Consider the following 19,143-nt stretch of genomic DNA (forward strand, 5'->3'; position numbering starts at 1 on the left):
TTTATCAGGAATTAGGGTTCAGTTATTTAATTATTTAGGCGGGTAATGACCCTTATTTGCCAAATGCCCATTATGGGCTTTCATAGCTGGTATTATTTTTTAGTTTGTTTGTTAGGCTTTCGCAAAAGCAAAATCTCAAAAGCGTACATATACATTGACATAAAAAGTGGTCCCGTAGCCTGTAAAATAGCGGTTGCCAAAAAGCGGCAACTCCCGGTTGGATTCCTCAAGCAGACTTCGGTAATCGCCCACACGCGAATCTTCAAAACCACCGGTTTTATAACTCGTATTTAAAAGATTATTGACCAGACCAAAAAACCCGATGGTGTAATCCTTTACCCGCCAGGATTTACCACCCACCAGATTTACCAAATTGTACGGTGGTATTTTTTCCTGCTGAAGCAAAACACGGGCTTGTGCGGGATCGTAATCGTTAAAAGGCAGCCCGTCAAAATCGGTACTAAAGGCGCCCGAACGCCGTAAATAGCTCACGTCAATATAGGCTTGTGCAAAGCGGTTGAAACTGGCGCCCAGCCACCAAAAGTCGGGATCGCGATAGTCAAACCCCAGTTGATAGGCCTGCTCCGGGCCGCCGGCAACGTGGTAATTTTTCAGTTTGACGTTGCCATCGCCGAAAACGATGGGTTGCTGCGCAAGCGTTGTGGTATAATAGACCTGAGGGTCTGAGGTGTATTGATAGTTTCCGTAAGCGGCTACGGCTTTAAAAGTTAGCGTGGGTAAAGCTTTGAACTCCACTCCGAACTCTGCTCCCAGATTGCGGCGGTTGATGCCGCTCGTAATTTCCTGAACGAGGGCATTTCCCTGCTCGATTTGCGGAGATTGCAACGAACCGGTGTAGAAAAAAGACAATTCGCTTCCCTGTTTAAAATCGACAAGGTAACCGGTGAGCCTGAGCTTGAGAGACGGACTTCGGTAGATGTAGCTTAGGTCGAGATTGGTGATTTGCTCTGCGGAAGGCTCATCGAGTATGTCGTTGTTTTGCCGGGCATTGGTAAACACGGTAGCGTAGGGCAGTGGTTGGGTGAGCAAACCGGCGTTGAGCAAGGCAAAGTGCTTACCACTGAATTTATAGGTGAGTCCGCCCTTGGCACTTGGCGTGGAAAAATCAACAGCATCGCTTTTGCCTAAAGACCGCTTGCCCGGATAGTATCCGTTTTCATACAAGCCTTCGCGTTGATACCGGGTTTGTTGCAGCTCGATAGCGGCATAGGCGTCTATTCGTTTTAGGGTGGCCTGCAGTTGCACAAAAGCCTGAAGTTCGCTGGCCAGTATCCTGTAATTATACTTGTAGCGGTCGCCTTCCTGCACGAGACGGTTTCGGTTTTGTAGGTCGCTTTGTGCCAGATCTCCACCGGTTGTGGCATCATCTTCGGCAAAACTGTCGATATCCAGCCATACGCTTCCGCCCAGAAGATCGTCGAGCTCGGCGTAGTTTTCACTCTTTAATCGCGTAGCCGAAAGCCGCGCGGTGAGTTTCAGCTTTTGTGATAAATCAGTATTTAAAATCGAAGCGATTTGCAGCATTTGATCCTGATTTACATCATTCTGAATGGCATAAACAGCATTAAGACCGGTTTCTGAAGCGACACGATTTGCGTGATACAAAGCGCCCCAGTCAAGCTGACCATCCCCTACAAATGCCTCGCGGGCGAGATAGGCATTCTGGTAATTGGCCGCAGTGGGATTGGGAAAGCGCAGGAAATAGCCCGGCAAATTCTGATAGTAATTAGGCGCCGGGTTGCGGGCACCTCCCAAAAAAGTTTCTGTGCCATCTTCGGTTTTGACGAGGGTGCTTCCGGTGTTGTCAATACGTGAATTGCTTGTTTTTCCCCATTGATACGCCACACTGGTGGTGAGTGTGTTGCGTGAACTGAACTTCCAATGGTGCGAAAGGATCACGAGGGGTTCGTCAATTTCGCGCAGGCGGGCATTGCGTAGTTTTCCATCCTGATAACCCCAGTTGGGATTGTATTGATTGCCTTTGAGGTCAAGCACTTCCTGAGTGAGCGCAGTGCTTCGACCCCTGCGATTTGGGGTGTAGATGGCAGTCAGGTTAAGGCTGTGCTTTTCGGAAAGCTGTTTTTCAACCGCTGTAAAAAGAGAATTGGCGTCATAAAGCGTTCCCTCAATATACCCTTCATTACCAAATCGGCGCGATGCCAAAATGGAATACGCCCAGCCGTTTTGCGACAAACCGCTGTTGTAACTGGCCATTATACGCCCGGTGTAGCTGCGGTTGGCCTGGGCATAGGAGATACGGCCTCCGCGACCTAAAGCAGTGGCGTTCATATCAAAATGTAAAGTACCTGCCGGACCGCCAAAACTGTAATCGCCGGGCGCGATGCCGGGAGTAAACTCGCGGTTGCGCATCACATCGTTAAGGCCGCCCCAATTGCTCCACTGCGGTCTGCCGGTGCTCAATTTGTTGAGCTTGATCCCGTTGATGAGCACACTGCTATACTGACTGTCGATGCCACGCGGTCTGAAAAAGGTACTGCTAAAATCAAAAGCGGCGGCATTGCCAAAGGCATCATTGGTCGCGCTAAGCAGGGGCGAAAGAATATCGTCGCGCTGCTCTTCGTTGTTGAGTTGCAGGTCTGATAAACTGATTAAGGTAAGGTTTTGATTGGCTTCGGCTAGGTCGATCTCTAACGGAATGTAATCGAGTTCGATACTGCTTCCGGGATTGAGCGCTACCGGTAACTGAAGACTGAGATAACCCGAAGCGCTAAAGTTTAAGTTGTAATCTCCCGCCGGCAATTCGCCCGTAAGTTCAAAACTGCCGGAAGCATCGGTTGTGGTCTCAATCGATGTGCCGTTAAGCTGCACACGTACTTCAGGAATTCCCGCAGCGGTGGTTGCATCTTTCACACTTCCGCGAATGCGAAATTCCTGCCCCTGAGCGAATGAAACGCCCAACAGATACAGGCCAAAAGCCCAAAATTTGTACACACTGAAAAAATTAAATTTTCAAAGGGGGCGTACCGTATCTAAAGTAGAAATTAATGTAACTTCATCAGGCTTATTTAGTTAGAAAATGCAAAAAATTCGATTAAGTGTTTCGGCCCTGCTTTGCTGTATCATGTTTGAGGTGCTTTACGCTCAGGAAAAGCGGGATTTTCAACTGGTCACGATTGCTTTTTACAATCTGGAAAACCTTTTTGATACCGAAAACGACCTGATCACCTTTGACGATGACCGTACCCCTGACGGGAAAGATCACTGGACACCCGAAATCTACGCCGATAAACTCGCTAAAATGGCCGAAGTCCTGCGGCAAATAGGTCCGGATGAGACTACAGACCCTCCCGCGCTTATTGGCGTTGCCGAAATTGAAAACCGAAAAGTGCTGGAGGCGCTGGTCACTCAAAACACCCTGACAGCCTTTGATTACGGGATTGTGCACTACGATTCGCCCGATCGGCGTGGAGTTGATGTGGCTTTGCTGTATCGAAAAAGTCTTTTTAAGCCCTTAAGCAGTAAAGCTTTTGAGTTGCCGCTTTACGATCCTGAAGAAAATAATAAACGTATTTATACACGCGACCAACTTTTGGTTAGCGGAGATTTGGCTGGCGAACGCGTTCATATTCTGGTGAATCACTGGCCTTCGCGAAGTGGCGGCGAGGAGCGCACCCGGCCCAGACGGGAGGCTGCTGCAGCTTTAAACCGAAAAATCATCGATTCAATTTTGATTATAGAGCCTTATGCGAAGCTTGTGAGTATGGGTGATTTAAACGACGATCCAAAAGACGCCAGCCTTAAAAAGGTGTTGAAAACCAAAGGCAAAATCAAGCAAACCGGATTACTTGATCTCTATAATCCGATGGAAGAACTGGCCAAACAAGGTCTGGGCAGTCTGGCCTACCGCGACAGCTGGAATTTATTTGATCAGATCATTCTGAGCGCGGCCTGGCTGGGGCGGGATTATTCCGGGTTTAGTTTTTACAAAGCGGGTATTTTCAACAGGAAATTTTTGCAAACCCCATCGGGAACTTATAAAGGTTATCCCTTTCGCAGTTTCGCCAACGGAAGCTATACCGGCGGATACAGCGATCATTTTCCGGTTTATGCGTGTTTTGTGAGGGAGGTTAGGGAGTAGCGTTAGTGTCCTCTTCTTCAGGATTGGTCGCTAATTCGAGCGCTTTTTTTTTATCGGCCTCCAGTTGCTTTTCTTTTTCGCGTAAAGCTTCCATCTCTTCGGTATGGGCGAGTTTAGCGTGCGAACTGGGAACGATTCGATGTTTTTTAACGATGGCATACTGCACGGTAATTTCGGCACCAAAAAACAAAATGAGACAGGTATAATTTACCCAAAGCAGCACTAAAACTATAGAAGCCGCACCGCCGTATACAGATGCGGGATTGCTGCTCGAAAAATAAATGCCTAACAATTGCTCACCGATTAAGAACAGGATTGCGGTAATGCTCGCGCCCAGGATGGTGGTTTTGTATCCCATTTTTACATCGGGCAAAATTTTAAACATCGCGGCAAAGAGTGCGGCGATGAAAAGGAACGATACCAAAAACCGCAGAATATCAGCAAAAATTACGGTCACCTGAGGGGCGAAATTGCTGAGGTATTCGGTAAGAATGTTGAGCAGTACGGTGACCACAAATGCGACCAGCAACATAAAGCCGAGAACGAGCACCATCCCAAAAGCAATAGCCCGGTTGATGAGCATACGTTTGAAGTTTTGCTTTTTTTCGGTCACATTCCAGATGGTATTCATGGTCTTTTTCATCTGGAAGAACACTCCGGTAGCACCATAAATCAGTGCGGCAATGCTGATGATGAGCGTTACCCAGTTGTCGTTTTGCAGGGTTACGTTGCTTATCATCTCTTCAATAGATTTTGCGACTTCGGGCGAGATAAAACGTGCAATCTCGTCGTGAATGCGGCCCTGTACGGCTTCGGCACCTATAAAAGCGCTTGCGATTGAGGTCACGATCATCAAGAGAGAGGGTAGTGAAAACAGCGTGTAGTAGGCAATTATGGCGCTTTGGGCAAAAGGATCATTACGGTCCCAGGCCATATAGGTCTCCTTAAGAAACTTAAAAAGGTCTTTTGCGTTTTTGGTAATACGACCGGTTAAACTACTCATCACCCAGGTAAGGTATTAAGATGTAATCCAGCTCGTCAACACCTTCGATGCTTAACGTAAGTTCGTCTGTACGGTCAGGATATCTGCGTAACAGTGTTGGGATCACATTGCCGTTGTAATTGGCAGGAAGTTCTTTTTGGGTTTCCTGAAACTGCCGATCACAGGCCGCCGCGATTTTAGCATAATCATTCAGGCTGATATTGATTTCCTGATGATAACCTTCATCATCAATACCGTCAATGGTATCATCTTCAGAAACCGGATCGTAAATAAATTTGTTTTGGCTGATGGAATAGGTGTTGCCTTTCGTGTCGATATAGGTGTACGTAGGAGCGTTAGGCAAAGTTTTTTTGGTAGTGGTAAGGCCGGGTGTAGCTCCACAGCCGGTAAGAAAAACCAGAATAAAAAAACCGAAATAAAATTTTGCTGCAGTACTCACGTTGTCTAGGGCTTAAGTGTCGAAATTACGAAAGCAGCCGCAGCAAATTCGGGCGTTTAGGCTTAGTTTAACGTTTTTGGAGTCAACTTTCAGAAATAATTGTAGTTTTGACAAATTTGAAAAAATACCCCTTAAATGTCAGACTTTTGGTTCTACTTCAAAATTGGTCTTGAGCACGTGCTCGACTATAAAGCTTACGATCACGTTCTTTTCCTCATTGTACTAACCGTTCCTTATGTATTTAAAGACTGGAAGCGTGTATTTTTACTGGTAACGCTGTTTACCCTGGGTCATACGGTATCCTTACTATTGGCTACTTACGGTGTGGTGAGCGTAAACCGAAGCGTTATTGAATTCCTCATACCGGTCACCATTTTTGTAGCGGCATTGTATAATGTGTTTACCGCCGGGAAGGGTGCCAATAAAGACAAGTTGGGCGTATTGCTGATTACCGCACTATTCTTCGGTCTTATTCACGGTTTGGGATTCTCTTCGTTTTTTATACAACTTACGGCGCATTTATCAAGCCGATTGCTTCCGCTAGCCGAGTTTGCACTGGGTATTGAAGCGGCTCAGATCATTATCGTACTCATTGTACTCATTTTGGGTTTCCTGGGGCAGACCATTTTTCGGTTTTCAAGACGCGACTGGATGCTTTTCATTTCAGCGGTGGTAATTGGGATGGTAATACCTATGTTAATAGCGAATTATCCGTGGTAAACCCTGTTTTTTGGGATGAGAAGCAGACTAAGTTTTTTATCTTCGCAAACTCAAAGAATCGCACACATGTAGTGCCGGTATCTTAAACTCTATGCCTTCAATCACAAAAGACAAACAGCTCAAATACGATATTGCTTACTTACGTATGGCGCGCGAATGGGCGAAGCTTTCCTATTGTCAGCGTAAGCAGGTTGGGGCATTGATTGTGAAAGATAAAATGATTATTTCAGACGGGTACAACGGTACGCCTACCGGTTTTGAAAACATCTGTGAAGATGACGAAGGCTATACCAAGTGGTATGTGCTTCACGCTGAAGCTAATGCGATTTTAAAAGTCGCATCATCTACCCAGTCCTGTAATGGTGCAACCCTGTACATTACGCTTTCGCCGTGTACCGAATGCAGCAAACTGGTGCATCAGGCCGGGATCAAACGGGTGGTCTATAATGTAGGTTACAAAGATCCCAGTGGGATTGATTTTTTACGAAAAGCGGGAGTTGAAGTGGTGTGTATAGAAAACATTGACACCTAATGGGAGGTTATCAAAAAAAATACCTGCCCATATTTTTCTGCATCGCGGTAGTGATAGGTATTGCTATAGGCAGTAAACTCAATTATGGCGCTGCATCTTCCACGATTTTAGGGGGAAATTCAAAAAAGGAAAAACTCAACCGCCTCATTGACTACATCGATTATGAGTATGTAGACCCCATTAATACAGACAGTATTGTTGACGTTACCGTAAACGGAATATTAGAAAATCTCGATCCGCATTCGGTATATATTCCCCCAAGTGAACTTCAGGAAATCACCGAAAGTATGAAGGGTGATTTTGTAGGCATAGGGGTGAGTTTTTACGATTATAAAGATACTATTACCGTAACGCGTGCTTTACCCGGCGGTCCCAGCGAAAAGGTGGGCATACGAGGCGGAGACCGTATCATTGCTGCTGACGGCAAGTCACTTACCGGTCGCACGGTTTTAGGGGATACCGTTGTGAGTCAGTTAAAAGGTAAAGCAGGCACTGTGGTTAATCTTACGGTGCGCAGACCGGGGAATGACAATTTGCTCAATTTTAAAGTAAAACGGGATGTGGTGCCGCTTAAAAGTGTAGATGCATCGTATATGCTCACCGATACCCTGGGTTATATTAAGATCAATCGCTTCGCGGAAAGTACTCCGGATGAATTTCATACCGCATTGCAGAATTTAAAACGAAAGGGCGCCAGAGAACTGGTTTTAGATTTACGCGGAAATCCGGGCGGGTATATTTCGGCTGCAGAAAAAGTAGCTGATGAATTTCTGGAAGAAGACAAACTCATTTTATTCACCAAAAATAAAACCGGAAAGATCGAAAATACCTTTGCTACAGACGACGGCGATTTCGAAAACGGTCAGGTCTATGTGCTGATTAATGAGAACTCGGCTTCTGCCAGTGAGATTGTAGCCGGAGCTCTGCAAGATAACGACCGCGGAGTGATTGTGGGAAGAAGGTCTTTTGGCAAGGGACTCGTACAGCGTGAGATGGATTTAGGTGACGGTAGTGCCGTGCGTCTTACGATTGCCCGTTATTACACGCCTACCGGAAGAAGCATACAGCGCCCTTATGATGAGGGTAATCAGGCGTATTATGAAGATTACCTGAAGCGCTATAAAAATGGGGAAATGCAAAGTGTAGACAGCATCAGCACAGCCGATAGTCTTCGCTATGTCACTCCCAAAGGCAAGGTGGTTTACGGCGGTGGCGGTATCATCCCAGATGTATTCATTCCGAAGGATACTAATTACGAAAAGGAAGCCATTATTTATGCCTTACGCTCAGGGGCTATGTCACGCTTTGTGTTTGAATTGCTAGAGAAGCGCCGCGTGTATTACAACAGCTTATCTTACGAGAGTTTTGAGCAGGAAGTGGAGATTAGCGATGCGGATATCAACGCGTTTGTAGGATATCTTAACGCCCGAAATCTAAAAATCAGGATAAAAGACTATAAAAACGATTTAAAGCGTTATCTTAAAGCCGTGATGGCGCAACAGCTTTTTGGAAATACTATTTTTGAAAAGCTCATTAATGAGGAAGATCCTGCCATCGCAAAAATTAAGGAGTTAAGCCGTAGTTGATATGATCATCATCGCATCTATTTTCGTTTTTTGCATCGCTGCAGTATTTCGATTGCTTGATAACAGTGCGGGCATTCTCATCTCAAACGGAATTTCGGTAAGTCCGTTTTACCTTTCGCGAAAGGAGATTAAAGAGCAGATGAAAAAAATTCGCGATAAGCCTCTACGGAGAAAGCTGAAGCGTACCTTGCTCTTTCAGCGACTTCATAAGCTGTTTCTTTTGCTTGCCCTGGCTACTTTTATTGCGGGTATTGTCTACGAATTTATCAACCCTACGCTGGTTTCCCTCTTATAAATTACGATTTCCCGGAACGGGCCTTACGACTTTTTTCAGCGATTTTACGGGAGATCATCAGGATAAGAACGAGTAATGCTGCACAAAGACAGGCGATCACCGAAATTACGGCGACCATACTGTTTCCCTCAAAAGGTGCTGCGTAGTCAATTTTGGTAAGGTTAAAAATCATCAGTGCACTGGCAAGTCCCAGAAAAATATAAAGCGCTATTTTCATCTGTTTAAAATTTTGTCATCCGCAGATAATCACATTTTGTATTATCTGGTCGGATCTGGTTTCTAAATGCCCATTGCGGGCTTTATAATTTAGCCTGAATTACAACCGGAAGATACAGGAGGCTTAGAACAATCCCTGAATATTGGTTGTAAACAGCTTTACAGCCATCGCCAGCAAAATTACGCCAAAGATTTTGCGTATAATGCTAATTCCCTGTTTTCCCAGAATTTTCCCAATTTTACCCGAAGCTTTCAGTACGAGATACACAAACAGAATGTTGATGATGATCGCAACAATAATGTTTTCAACTTCATATTCTGCGCGTAGCGAAAGCAGAGAGGTCATCGTCCCGGCACCTGCTACCAGCGGAAAAGCCAGAGGTACCACACTGGCGGTTTTGGGGGCATCGTCCTTATAGAGTTGAATACCTAGAATCATTTCGAGGGCGATGAAAAAGATGATAAAGGCACCCGCAACTGCAAACGAGTTCACGTCTATACCTATCAGATTCAGGATTTCTTTACCAATAAACAGAAACATGACCATCAGAGCCGCCGCCACAATAGATGCTTTTTCACTCTGAATATGGCCTACTTTTTCGCGTAAGCCAATGATAATAGGGATACTGCCTATGATGTCAATAATGGCAAACAAAATCATGGTTGCCGTTGCGATTTCTTTAATGTCGAAGTTCATACTTGTGCTTCTTTTTTTGAGGGCGCAAAATTACAGCTATTTCTTTGAATATTAATCAGTTTTGGGTCTAGATTTAACATAGACTTAATGTGGTGATTTTATACCTGAGCACTTATAGTTGCAGCCGGTAAAATGCTCTTTTAGGATGGTGCAGACTTAAGCCCTAAGTCTTAGAGGTATTCTCGCCTAAAACGTATCTTTGTCGCATGTTTCAGATAGATAAAACCATAGTTTCAGAAGAGGTTATACAGAAGGATTTTGTGTGTAATCTTTCAGCCTGTAAAGGTGAATGTTGTATTGCGGGGGAAGCAGGAGCGCCTCTGGAGCCCGATGAGGTCGCTATTTTAAAGGATATTTATCCTAAGGTGAAGCCTTTTTTAAGACCCGAAGGGATTAAAGCCATTGAAGAACAGGGCACGCACATCAAAACCGATCTTGACGAACTCGAAACTCCGCTGGTAAACGGGGCAGAGTGCGCCTACGTTACCTTTACTAAAGATGGCGTGGCTTCCTGCGGTATCGAAGATGCGTATAATGCCGGTGAGGTAGATTTTAGAAAACCCATTTCCTGTCATTTATATCCCGTGCGTTTGCAGGAGTATTCCAAATTTACCGCGGTAAATTACCACAAATGGCCTATCTGCGACGATGCATGCACACTGGGTAAAGAATTGCAGGTGCCGGTTTATAAGTTTACTAAAGATGCTCTGATCCGTAAGTTTGGCGAAGCATGGTACGAGGAACTGGAAGCGGTGGCTGAACATTTCAGAAAAGAAGATGCAGAGTAAACTTCCGGGCGATCAGGCTTCCATATTTGCTGAAATGACCGGCCTTGCTGTTGAGCATAACGCGCTCAACCTGTCTCAGGGCTTTCCCGGCTTCTCACCAGATACAAAATTGATTGATTTGGTAAGCCAGGCTATGCGAGACGGCCACAATCAATACGCCCCGCCTGCGGGTCATTTACGCTTACGCGAAAAGATTAGCGAACTTATAGCTGATTTACGTGGGAAGACTTACGATCCCGAAAATGAAATCAACCTGACTGTAGGTGCTTCGGAAGCGCTTTATGTTGCGATTACAGCATTTGTACATCCCGGAGATGAAGTCATCGTGCTCAAACCTGCTTTTGACAGTTATGAGCCTACCATCAAGTTGCAGGGAGCCACTCCGGTTACCGTGCAACTGGAAGCGCCTTACCTACAAATCGATTGGAATGCCGTTGCCAATGCTGTCACCTCAAAAACCCGAATGATCATCATCAACAATCCGCATAACCCAAGCGGAATGGTCTTTAAAGACTCTGACTTAAAGCAGTTGGAAGCGATTGTTAGGGATACTGACATTTTGATTTTAAGCGACGAGGTGTATGAGCATATGGTTTTTGACGGAAGAGTTTACCGGAGTGCAGCTTACTATCCCGGCATTGCCGAGCGGGCGTTGATCACGGCCTCTTTTGGAAAAACCTTTCATACTACTGGTTGGAAAATGGGGTATTGTCTGGCGCCAAAAGACTTGATGCGGGAATTTAGAAAAGTGCATCAGAATCTGGTTTTCAGCATTCACCATCCCACCCAAATCGCCTTAGCGCAATACCTGGAAGAACCAAAGCATTATTTGGGCTTATCAAAGTTTTATCAGACTAAGCGGGATACGTTTCTAAATGCATTAAATCAAAGCCGCTTTACCTGGACTCCGGCAGAAGGAGCGTACTTTCAAATTATGGACTACAGCGCGATTACCGATGAACCCGCAGTGGATTTTGCCAAACGCCTAACTCGCGAACATAAACTGGCGAGTATACCGGTTTCGGTATTTAATGTTAATCACCGGGACGATCATCTACTTCGTTTTTGTTTTGCCAAAAAGGAAAAAGACTTGCTAAAAGCCGCAGAAATTTTAAATTCGATCTAGCAAACGGTCTCCTGATCCAAATGATAGCATAGCCCGAAGCGTCGGGGTCCTAAACTTTAGGTTTTTAGAGAAATAATGTAAATACAAATTGGCCTCATAGTTCAACGGATAGAATAGAAGTTTCCTAAACTTTAGATCCAGGTTCGATTCCTGGTGAGGCTACAACGATCCAGATTCCCCTCCCTACGCTTCGGGATTTCGGGGCTGGTGAGGCTGCAATAACTTCTCTTAAAATGACTCATCCTGATTGATGCCGGATATATGAAGCTTCAATCAGAACGAATAAAAAACAACTCCTGTCTCATGAAGAGATGAAGGTTTTAGTTTTTAAAACTGTGTTTAAATAATTCCGGATTAATTACCAGCATCGCCCAGCCCCAGTTGTTGGTATTATCGGCAGTCGTTCCACCTTTAATGAGGCTCATGCTTTCTGAAGCAAACATGTGTGAATACCCCAATTGCAGCTTTACGTTTTTAAGAAGCGGTTGGGTGTAAACCAGATCAATTTCGGTCCCCAGATACGAATCGGCATCATTAGCAAGCGTTGCATTAGCGGCAAAATAATGACCGGCGAGTATCAGATTAGACTGTTCTCCGGTTTGAAAGGTAGCACTCGCGTGCAAATCGTTTAAACCTACCGAATTGGCATGATTGCCCACATAAAAGTAGTCCATCAGACCATTAAATTTGTGGTTGGTACCATACAGCGGGAAGAAAGAACGACGGTCGGTACTGCCCTGATCTGAGCCACTCAGCAATTCGGCACCTATCCCAAGAGTCGTTTTTCCGGTCTTATAAGCTGCATCAAGTGCAAGCTGATAGGCAGACAGGCTTTGATCCATGGGATAGGCATCACCAAATTGATAGTAAGCACTTCCGGTTATAGCCAACGCTTGTATAGGAAAACTGAAATAGGTACCCAGGGTATGGGTATAGTAAACGCCATCGGGCTGGGTGCGATCGGTATCACTAAACCCCTGAAAACCGGTGTTAAGAGCCAGAATGCTTAAGCTCGATTTTTCCCAGCTTTTCTTAAAATAGGCGTATTGAAGACTTTTGTAGGTAAAGTAACCGGGAACATCATAGACGTTGCCCAGAAAAGGTTCGCCCTGCTGACTAAAGGCAAAGCCCAGATCAAGCATAAGACCATCTTTTTTATACTTTAATAATGCGGCATCGTGAAAACGTCCCTGCATCGCCCAGTCGAGTCCGCCAAAAATGCGCTGGTCGTCATAAGAAATTACCTGCCGGCCCAGTTTAGTCGACCAGTTGGTCCCCAGTTTTAGTTCTGCCCAGGCCTGAAAAAGCATAAAGGAGTCGTTGCCGTCTGATGGCAAAATCTGGCGGGTATCGCCCCAGGTGCTCACATCCTGAAAAGCCACAAAGAGTTTAAGGGCTTCTGCGTCATAGCTGAAGTTAAGCCGCGCACGTTGTCTTACAAAAGCTGCGGGCTCGGCATCGTCTGGAAAAAGGCTTCCAAAACCATGTCGGTATTCAAAGCGCTGCCTCAAATCGGCGTCCAGTTTAAATTCCTGTGCAGTCAGGCTTATGGGGCTTAGACATAAAAAGAAGAATACAAGTTTTAATGTTCTCATGGCTTTCAGGTGTTTTTGTGCGACCAAAGATATTCAAGAAATCAAATATTAAGTATATATACTTAATAAAATGTTCTATCAAACCGTATTTTTATGAAAACACCTAAATAAAGACTAATTGATTACGTATATAAACGTATTAATACGTAGTTTTTTATATATTTACAATATAACTTTTAAGTAGTATCGTCATGAAGATTCCCAAACTTGTATTAATTGGTGCCGGTCCCGGTGATCCCGAACTCATTACCTTAAAAGCCGTTAAGGCGCTCAAAGAGGCAGCAGTGATCCTCTACGATGCCCTGGTAAATCCGGAGCTTTTAGACTATGCAAAACCCGAAGCCGAACTCATTTTTGTAGGTAAACGCAAGGGATGTTATGCCTATGCTCAGGATCAGATACACGAACTTATTGTGCAACGCGCTTATGCCAAAGGGCTGGTGGTGCGCTTAAAAGGAGGTGATCCTTTTGTATTTGGAAGAGGTTCTGAGGAGCAGGAGTTTGCTTTACAACACAAGTTAGAGGTCGAAGTTATACCTGGCATATCTTCAAGTATGGCGGTACCGGCGCTTCAGAATATTCCGCTTACGCAACGCGGGCAGGCCGAAAGCTTCTGGGTAATTACCGGAACCACGCGGGACCATCGGCTTTCTGACGATATCAGGCTGGCCGCAAAAAGCAATGCCACGGTAATTGTGCTTATGGGCACAGCCAAACTCGATGAGATTGTTACGGTTTTTAAAGCGGAAGGCAAGCATGATCTGCCGGTTGCCATCATTCAAAACGGAACCCGAAAAGACGAACGGGTGGGTATAGGAACTGTACAAACCATCGCCGAAGTTTATCAAAATCTAAAGTTGGGTAATCCTGCAATCATTGTTTTGGGGCATGTAGTTGCCCACCGGGCTAAACTTCAAAACCTGCTTCAGGAGCAGGAGTTGAGCGTGCAGGTTTAGAGAGCTTCGGTCAGCTGGGTGATTTTTACAAAACCATCCTTTGGCCCTTCACATAGCGAACACCGGTAATCTTCGGGCAACGACTCAAATGCTACGCCGGGCTTTATATTTTGCAACGCATCTCCATAGCGCACATCGTAAAGCGTCATACACGCATTGCACTGGTAAACCTCGACTTCAGTTTTAGGCTTTTCATCTGTAATTTCAGGTTTTTCGGTACGTGTGGTGTTGCCCAGATTTTCAAAGTAAAGCCGGCTCAGTTCCATAAGCAAACCAGGCAATTCTGCCTGATCCACATCCTGAACGTAAACGACGTATTCACGGGTATTGGGATCAAAATCCCGCGCATAGGTGATGTTAAAGGTATCGCGGTAGGCAAAGTCTGCCGGGATGTTTTCAGCTTTATTGACTTCAATAACAATCGAGGTAAAGTAGTATTTACTACTTAGGTATTCGGTTATGCCAAAGGTCAATCCGTAGGTGCTGATGTCATTTTTGTTGAATTCGTTGACCAAAAATTCCTTCAGCCGAAGGGCTTTATCATTGGCCACAGGCACATGCCAGTTAAGCTCAAGCATACTGTGGCGTACATTTATACCGAAAAGACCCAGAAATTTTTCCCATTTCAGCTTATCCTCTGCAGGAATTCCTTTTACAATAAAGGATTTAAAGGGAGTAAGCGAGATTTTACCTATTTGAGATTCGGTACATAAATCGCAAAGGGCTTTTAAAAAAGCGATATCATAGCGGTTATTTCTCCAGTACAAACCCAGCCAGTAATTGCCCGAAGCCAGGCGGTTCATTCCCTCGTAATAGGGAAAGGGCTGAAAGTCTACCTGCAGCGCCTGAGAGATGGTCCTGCTGTTTAGGCTTATCGAATCGATCACCAGATCAAATACCATGGTGGCGTTACCGGGTTCTTCGCGCAGCAGTTTTTCTATAGTCAGAGCTATGCGGGCCAGATCCCAGCTGTAAATCAAAACCGGGTATAGTTGCTGTTCTTCCCAGTGCGGTAACCTGAGATACAGGTACCAATAATCTTCGTGTTCTGAAGCTATAAAATTAAGATGCCCCGTAAACAGCGGAACGAGCCTTTGCCTGGCGTCGGTGATATTGATCTTAAGTTTTGGGGTGTCCTGAAACTGCTCCAGAATATACAAATACCGGTCTGCGGTAAGCCAGGCTGTGCTGCCAAAAATTCCGCTTGAGACATACGAAGACACAATGTTTTCAACACCTTCACTGTGTGCGGGTACGACTTCCAGATTTTCAGTTTTGAAATCTTTTTTTTGATCTTCGCTCAGAAACAGAATGTCCTGCCGAGAGCCAAAGGCAATTGTAGATAAGCCGTTGCGCTCTGCCACTTCAAGAATGCTTTTCAATTCACCCGGGGCAAGCACCCCGCCTTTTACGATGACTCTGGAATAGTTTTTCATGACACAGATTGGGTTGATTCGGTTAAGAGTTCGCGAACTTCTGTCTTGCAGCTTCCGCAGCCCAGACCGGCGCCGGTTTTGTTGCAAAGTGCCGTAAAATCGGTACAGCCGCCTGCGATGGCATCGGCGATATTGCCGGCTCCCACCTGACTGCACGAGCACACCAGGCGACCCAGAACGGGAGCTTGTTTGGCACTGCCGCGCAGCAATTGATCGCGTTTTTCAGCAAGTTCAATTTTGCTGTCAATCAGGTTTTTAAATTCGGCAAATTCTTTCTTATCCCCCATAAGCACAGCACCTACCAGCAAATCGTCTTTGATAATGCACTTTTTGTAATAATTGCGGGCCACATCCATAAAAATCACCTCCTCATAATCGGGGTCGTTTTTAGGGATGCTGATATTGCCAATGCTGCAGAGATCAAGATCTTCAAATTTCAGTATGTTCATAGGCACCGAACCTTCATAGGAAGTGCTGATATCACCGGATAAGTAATTGGCCAGGATTGCTGCCTGCTCTTCGGCAGCAGCGGTGATCCCAAAAGTCTGATTGCGAAACTCGGCTATTTCGCCCAGTGCAAAAACCGAAGGATCTGAGGTTTGCAAAAATTCATTGACCTTCACGCCCCGTCCCATAACAAGACCGGCTTTGCGGGCAATCTCAATATTGGGCTGGGTGCCAATGGCATAGACAATGGCGTGTGCTTCGATCAACTTACCGCTCTTTAGGGTAACCTCGATGGTTTTGGGTTCGTCACCCGGAAAAACGGTGCTTACCTCGTTGTCAAAATAGACCGATATACCGCGCCGCTGCACATCAATCGCCAACAAGCGACTGGCAACGGTGTCAAGCTGGCGTTCCATCAGGTAGGAGGAGCGTTGCACGATGGTAATGTTTACCTGTTTATGTCTTAATGAGGCTGCTAGTTCGAGCCCAAGGAGGCCGCCTCCTACAATGACCACACGCTGCTGCTCCGGAGGAATGCCCGTTTGTGCCAGATAATCCTTAAAACGGTCGGCATCTTCCTTATCGCGCATCGTAAAGCGACCTTCCAGATCCAAGCGTGCGTCAGGCGGAACAAAAGCACGGCTTCCGGTAGCCAGGATAAGTTTGTCATAGGTGTGGTAAATGCCGCGACTGTCTTTTAGGGTTCGGGATTTCCGGTCAATGTGTACGACCGGGTTTCCGGAATGGATTTTAATGTTCAGGGCTTTGAGCTGATGACTTTTGGCCTTGAGGAGTTTTTCCCAATTGAGTGCTTCGGTGATATATTCGGGCAGTAAAACACGGTTGTAAAACGGATGCTCTTCCTTCGAAAAAACACTGATTTGATCGTCTTTATTCAGGTCGCGGTAATTCTGTACAAACCGAAACGCTGCGGCTCCCGAGCCCACCACCACAATTTTCTCCGGTTTCTTTTGGTGCCTGGCAACCTTAACCGCTGTAAACTTAAAATCGGGTTCCTTGCTCTGTGGGTCAACCATATTCTGAGTCAGGTTGTTGGTGCGGTTGAGGCTCGAGTTGAGCTTTTTACCCCAATGCATTGGTAAAAATACAACTCCCTTACGTATGCTGTCGGTAAGCCAGGCGGTCACCCGTACGTTACCGTTCTCGCTGCTCACTTCGCAGAGATTGCCTTCGCGTATGTTGAGGGCGAAAGCATCAGCGGGATGAATTTCAAGCACGGGTTTGGGATAATGGGTACGTAAGCGGGAAACCTTGCCCGTTTTGGTCATCGTATGCCATTGATCGCGCACCCTTCCGGTGGTAAGTATAAACGGAAAAGCCGCGCTGGGTTTTATCGAACGGTTCGTTACCGTTGCCGGAATATTAAAAACGGCCTTCTGTGAAGGGGTGTAAAACTTGCGGTCTTCAAAAAGGCGCGGAGTCCCGGGATGGCGGTATTCATTTACGGGCCACTGAAAGCTGCCTTCGGTTTTAAGACGGTCGTAATTGAGATACGAAATGTCGATACTGGTACCACGGGTCATGGTGCAGTATTCCTGGTAAATCTCTTCGGTATTGTAAAAATTAAAACCTCTGAAGCCCATTTTTTGGGCGAAATCACATAAGATTTCTACATCAGGACGGGCTTCTCCCGGCGCATTGACTGCTTTGGGTAAATAGGTGATGCGCCGTTCAGAATTGGTCATGGTGCCTTCTTTTTCGAGCCAGCCTGCCGCCGGAAGCACCAGGTCTGCATAGGCCAGCGTATCAGAACGGTTAGAGATATCCTGAACGACTACAAAGCGGGCATTTTTCAGGGCTTTTTCTACCCGGTTTACATCGGGCAGGCTTACTGCAGGATTGGTGCAGATGATCCAAATAGCTTTGAGTTTTCCCGTTTCGAGCTCTTCAAACATTTGAGTAGCGGTGTAGCCGGGTTTGGGTGAGATAGACTCTACTCCCCAAAATTGTGCGACCTCACTCCGGTGCTCGGGGTTCATAAGGTCTTTGTGTACCGCCAGCAGATTGGCCATTCCGCCCACTTCACGGCCACCCATGGCGTTGGGTTGCCCGGTTAGGGAAAAAGGTCCGCAACCGGGTTTTCCTACCTGTCCGGTGATGAGGGAGAGGTTAAGCAAAGCGAAATTTTTATTGGTTCCTACCACGCTTTGGTTAAGGCCCATCGCCCACATACTGATGAATCCTTTGGAGATTCCAATCCAGTCTGCGGCTTTTTTAATGTCTGCCATAGGAACGCCACAGAGTTTTGAGGCTTCCCGAAGCGACAACTTGTTTACCTGCTCTTTGTATTGATTAAAGCCTTCGGTATGGTTGTTTATAAAGTCTTTGTCAATCAGTCCCTGCTGAAGCAGGCGCCTGCCTATCGCATTGTATAAAATGATGTCTGTGCCCGGTATGAGCTGCAGGTGCAAATCTGCGGCTGCAGCCGTATCGGTACGTCGCGGGTCTACTGCGATAACCCGCACATCGGGATTTTTCTCTTTGTGCTGCTCAAGCCTGCGGTAGAGAATGGGATGGCAATAAGCCGGGTTAGCACCGGTTATCAAAAAGCAATCGGCCAGTTCAATATCTGCATACGAAATAGGTACAGAATCTTCCCCGAAGGTTTTTTTATAGCCCACAACCGCGCTGCTCATACACAGCCTGGAGTTAGTGTCAATATTGTTTGTGCCCAGAAATCCCTTGACTAATTTGTTTGCGATGTAATATTCTTCGGTAAGGCACTGTCCCGAAACGTAGAAGCCCACACTATCGGGCCCGTGTTTTTCGATAATGCTTTTAAAAACCTGAGCGGCACGGTCCAGAGCGGTGTCCCAGTCTACGCGCTCCAGCGGGTGTGAGCGGCTCCAGCGCATCTGTGGGTACAGCAACCGGTCTGAAGTATCATTTACCACATAATGCAGGTTGCGGCCTTTAGAGCAAAGCATCCCGCGGTTTACAGGATGATCGGGATCACCGTCTACCTGAATGCGGTTTTTGGCGTCTTTGGTGATGAGCAGACCGCAGCCCACGCCGCAATACGAACAGGTAGATTTTAAGACTTTTTCGGGCATGGTTTGTGTACTTACAGGATATTTATAGAGCCTGAAGGCTTCAGCAGCAGCTTTTCGCTTTGCCTGCTGAAGCCCCCGGCCAACTCTAAGTTTATTGTTTTTTCCAGATAATC

General features: G+C 46.0%; 16 protein-coding genes and 1 tRNA gene. 9 read left to right on the forward strand and 8 right to left on the reverse strand.

Annotated features, from left to right (window positions below; translation table 11 throughout):
• Window positions 1–135: 135 nt before the first annotated feature.
• Window positions 136–2,973: a TonB-dependent receptor gene (locus CJ305_RS02145; RefSeq protein ID WP_099644584.1), complete on the reverse strand. Its 2,838-nt coding sequence runs from the start codon at window positions 2,971–2,973 to the stop codon at window positions 136–138.
• A gap of 85 nt (window positions 2,974–3,058) precedes the next feature.
• Here CJ305_RS02145 and CJ305_RS02150 point away from each other — a divergent pair, with 85 nt between their 5' ends.
• Window positions 3,059–4,120: an endonuclease/exonuclease/phosphatase family protein gene (locus tag CJ305_RS02150; protein ID WP_223248780.1), complete on the forward strand. Its 1,062-nt coding sequence runs from the start codon at window positions 3,059–3,061 to the stop codon at window positions 4,118–4,120.
• On the opposite strand, the gene CJ305_RS02155 is transcribed toward CJ305_RS02150, so the two are convergent.
• Both CJ305_RS02155 and CJ305_RS02160 read right to left on the reverse strand, forming a co-directional pair.
• On the reverse strand, window positions 4,110–5,123 hold the full coding sequence (locus CJ305_RS02155) for a YihY/virulence factor BrkB family protein (RefSeq protein ID WP_099644586.1): 1,014 nt from the start codon (window positions 5,121–5,123) through the stop codon (window positions 4,110–4,112). The genes CJ305_RS02150 and CJ305_RS02155 overlap by 11 nt on opposite strands.
• The gene (locus CJ305_RS02160; RefSeq protein ID WP_099644587.1) at window positions 5,116–5,562 is read right to left on the reverse strand and encodes a hypothetical protein; all 447 of its coding nucleotides are present in this window, start codon (window positions 5,560–5,562) and stop codon (window positions 5,116–5,118) included. The genes CJ305_RS02155 and CJ305_RS02160 overlap by 8 nt, the downstream gene beginning before the upstream one ends.
• Window positions 5,563–5,697: 135 nt before the next feature.
• Here CJ305_RS02160 and CJ305_RS02165 point away from each other — a divergent pair, with 135 nt between their 5' ends.
• The 4 genes from CJ305_RS02165 to CJ305_RS02180 all read left to right on the forward strand — a co-directional run bounded on the left by CJ305_RS02165 (window position 5,698) and on the right by CJ305_RS02180 (window position 8,695).
• Complete coding sequence (locus CJ305_RS02165) at window positions 5,698–6,282, forward strand: HupE/UreJ family protein (protein WP_099644588.1); 585 nt, start codon at window positions 5,698–5,700, stop codon at window positions 6,280–6,282.
• Window positions 6,283–6,373: 91 nt separating this feature from the next.
• A complete protein-coding gene (locus CJ305_RS02170; protein ID WP_394340038.1) occupies window positions 6,374–6,814 on the forward strand; it encodes a deoxycytidylate deaminase in 441 nt (146 codons plus the stop codon).
• Window positions 6,814–8,400, forward strand: a complete 1,587-nt coding sequence (locus CJ305_RS02175; RefSeq protein ID WP_099644589.1) for a S41 family peptidase — start codon at window positions 6,814–6,816, stop codon at window positions 8,398–8,400. Before CJ305_RS02170 ends, CJ305_RS02175 begins: the two co-directional genes overlap by 1 nt.
• Window position 8,401: 1 nt before the next feature.
• A complete protein-coding gene (locus CJ305_RS02180; protein WP_099644590.1) occupies window positions 8,402–8,695 on the forward strand; it encodes a hypothetical protein in 294 nt (97 codons plus the stop codon).
• A gap of 1 nt (window position 8,696) precedes the next feature.
• Here CJ305_RS02180 and CJ305_RS02185 read toward each other — a convergent pair whose 3' ends face one another.
• Both CJ305_RS02185 and CJ305_RS02190 read right to left on the reverse strand, forming a co-directional pair.
• Complete coding sequence (locus tag CJ305_RS02185) at window positions 8,697–8,912, reverse strand: hypothetical protein (protein ID WP_099644591.1); 216 nt, start codon at window positions 8,910–8,912, stop codon at window positions 8,697–8,699.
• Between the two features lie 123 nt (window positions 8,913–9,035).
• Window positions 9,036–9,608, reverse strand: a complete 573-nt coding sequence (locus CJ305_RS02190) for a MarC family protein (RefSeq protein ID WP_099644592.1) — start codon at window positions 9,606–9,608, stop codon at window positions 9,036–9,038.
• 206 nt (window positions 9,609–9,814) lie between these two features.
• On the opposite strand from CJ305_RS02190, the gene CJ305_RS02195 reads away from it, so the two are divergent.
• From CJ305_RS02195 to CJ305_RS02205, 3 genes are all read left to right on the forward strand, one after another.
• Window positions 9,815–10,396: a DUF3109 family protein gene (locus CJ305_RS02195; RefSeq protein WP_099644593.1), complete on the forward strand. Its 582-nt coding sequence runs from the start codon at window positions 9,815–9,817 to the stop codon at window positions 10,394–10,396.
• Window positions 10,386–11,522: a methionine aminotransferase gene (locus tag CJ305_RS02200; RefSeq protein ID WP_099644594.1), complete on the forward strand. Its 1,137-nt coding sequence runs from the start codon at window positions 10,386–10,388 to the stop codon at window positions 11,520–11,522. The genes CJ305_RS02195 and CJ305_RS02200 overlap by 11 nt, the downstream gene beginning before the upstream one ends.
• Window positions 11,523–11,612: 90 nt before the next feature.
• Window positions 11,613–11,684, forward strand: a tRNA-Arg gene (locus CJ305_RS02205).
• 158 nt (window positions 11,685–11,842) lie between these two features.
• Here CJ305_RS02205 and CJ305_RS02210 read toward each other — a convergent pair.
• A complete protein-coding gene (locus tag CJ305_RS02210; RefSeq protein ID WP_099644595.1) occupies window positions 11,843–13,117 on the reverse strand; it encodes an alginate export family protein in 1,275 nt (424 codons plus the stop codon).
• A gap of 191 nt (window positions 13,118–13,308) precedes the next feature.
• Between CJ305_RS02210 and cobA the strand changes: the two genes are divergently transcribed.
• Window positions 13,309–14,073, forward strand: coding sequence for a uroporphyrinogen-III C-methyltransferase (cobA, locus tag CJ305_RS02215; protein ID WP_099644596.1), 765 nt, complete (start codon window positions 13,309–13,311; stop codon window positions 14,071–14,073).
• On the opposite strand, the gene CJ305_RS02220 is transcribed toward cobA, so the two are convergent.
• Window positions 14,070–15,509 carry a rubredoxin gene (locus tag CJ305_RS02220; RefSeq protein ID WP_099644597.1) on the reverse strand — a complete coding sequence of 480 codons (1,440 nt, stop codon included), beginning with the start codon at window positions 15,507–15,509 and terminating at the stop codon, window positions 14,070–14,072. The two genes, cobA and CJ305_RS02220, sit on opposite strands and share 4 nt — an antisense overlap.
• On the reverse strand, window positions 15,506–19,030 hold the full coding sequence (locus CJ305_RS02225) for a nitrate reductase (RefSeq protein WP_099644598.1): 3,525 nt from the start codon (window positions 19,028–19,030) through the stop codon (window positions 15,506–15,508). The genes CJ305_RS02220 and CJ305_RS02225 overlap by 4 nt, the downstream gene beginning before the upstream one ends.
• Between the last annotated feature and the right edge of the window lie 113 nt (window positions 19,031–19,143).

This window comes from Leeuwenhoekiella nanhaiensis, assembly GCF_002744755.1.
In the GTDB taxonomy this organism is placed as follows: domain Bacteria; phylum Bacteroidota; class Bacteroidia; order Flavobacteriales; family Flavobacteriaceae; genus Leeuwenhoekiella; species Leeuwenhoekiella nanhaiensis.

What these genes read in the sequence shown, in the direction of transcription:
- CJ305_RS02150 (WP_223248780.1), top strand. Translation starts at nt 3,059, where the DNA reads ATGCAAAAAATTCGATTAAGTGTTTCGGCCCTGCTTTGCTGTATCATG.
- CJ305_RS02200 (WP_099644594.1), top strand. Translation starts at nt 10,386, where the DNA reads ATGCAGAGTAAACTTCCGGGCGATCAGGCTTCCATATTTGCTGAAATG.
- cobA (WP_099644596.1), top strand. Translation starts at nt 13,309, where the DNA reads ATGAAGATTCCCAAACTTGTATTAATTGGTGCCGGTCCCGGTGATCCC.
- CJ305_RS02225 (WP_099644598.1), bottom strand. Translation starts at nt 19,030, where the DNA reads ATGCCCGAAAAAGTCTTAAAATCTACCTGTTCGTATTGCGGCGTGGGC.
- CJ305_RS02220 (WP_099644597.1), bottom strand. Translation starts at nt 15,509, where the DNA reads ATGAAAAACTATTCCAGAGTCATCGTAAAAGGCGGGGTGCTTGCCCCG.
- CJ305_RS02195 (WP_099644593.1), top strand. Translation starts at nt 9,815, where the DNA reads ATGTTTCAGATAGATAAAACCATAGTTTCAGAAGAGGTTATACAGAAG.
- CJ305_RS02185 (WP_099644591.1), bottom strand. Translation starts at nt 8,912, where the DNA reads ATGAAAATAGCGCTTTATATTTTTCTGGGACTTGCCAGTGCACTGATG.
- CJ305_RS02190 (WP_099644592.1), bottom strand. Translation starts at nt 9,608, where the DNA reads ATGAACTTCGACATTAAAGAAATCGCAACGGCAACCATGATTTTGTTT.
- CJ305_RS02180 (WP_099644590.1), top strand. Translation starts at nt 8,402, where the DNA reads ATGATCATCATCGCATCTATTTTCGTTTTTTGCATCGCTGCAGTATTT.
- CJ305_RS02155 (WP_099644586.1), bottom strand. Translation starts at nt 5,123, where the DNA reads ATGAGTAGTTTAACCGGTCGTATTACCAAAAACGCAAAAGACCTTTTT.
- CJ305_RS02175 (WP_099644589.1), top strand. Translation starts at nt 6,814, where the DNA reads ATGGGAGGTTATCAAAAAAAATACCTGCCCATATTTTTCTGCATCGCG.
- CJ305_RS02210 (WP_099644595.1), bottom strand. Translation starts at nt 13,117, where the DNA reads ATGAGAACATTAAAACTTGTATTCTTCTTTTTATGTCTAAGCCCCATA.
- CJ305_RS02170 (WP_394340038.1), top strand. Translation starts at nt 6,374, where the DNA reads ATGCCTTCAATCACAAAAGACAAACAGCTCAAATACGATATTGCTTAC.
- CJ305_RS02165 (WP_099644588.1), top strand. Translation starts at nt 5,698, where the DNA reads ATGTCAGACTTTTGGTTCTACTTCAAAATTGGTCTTGAGCACGTGCTC.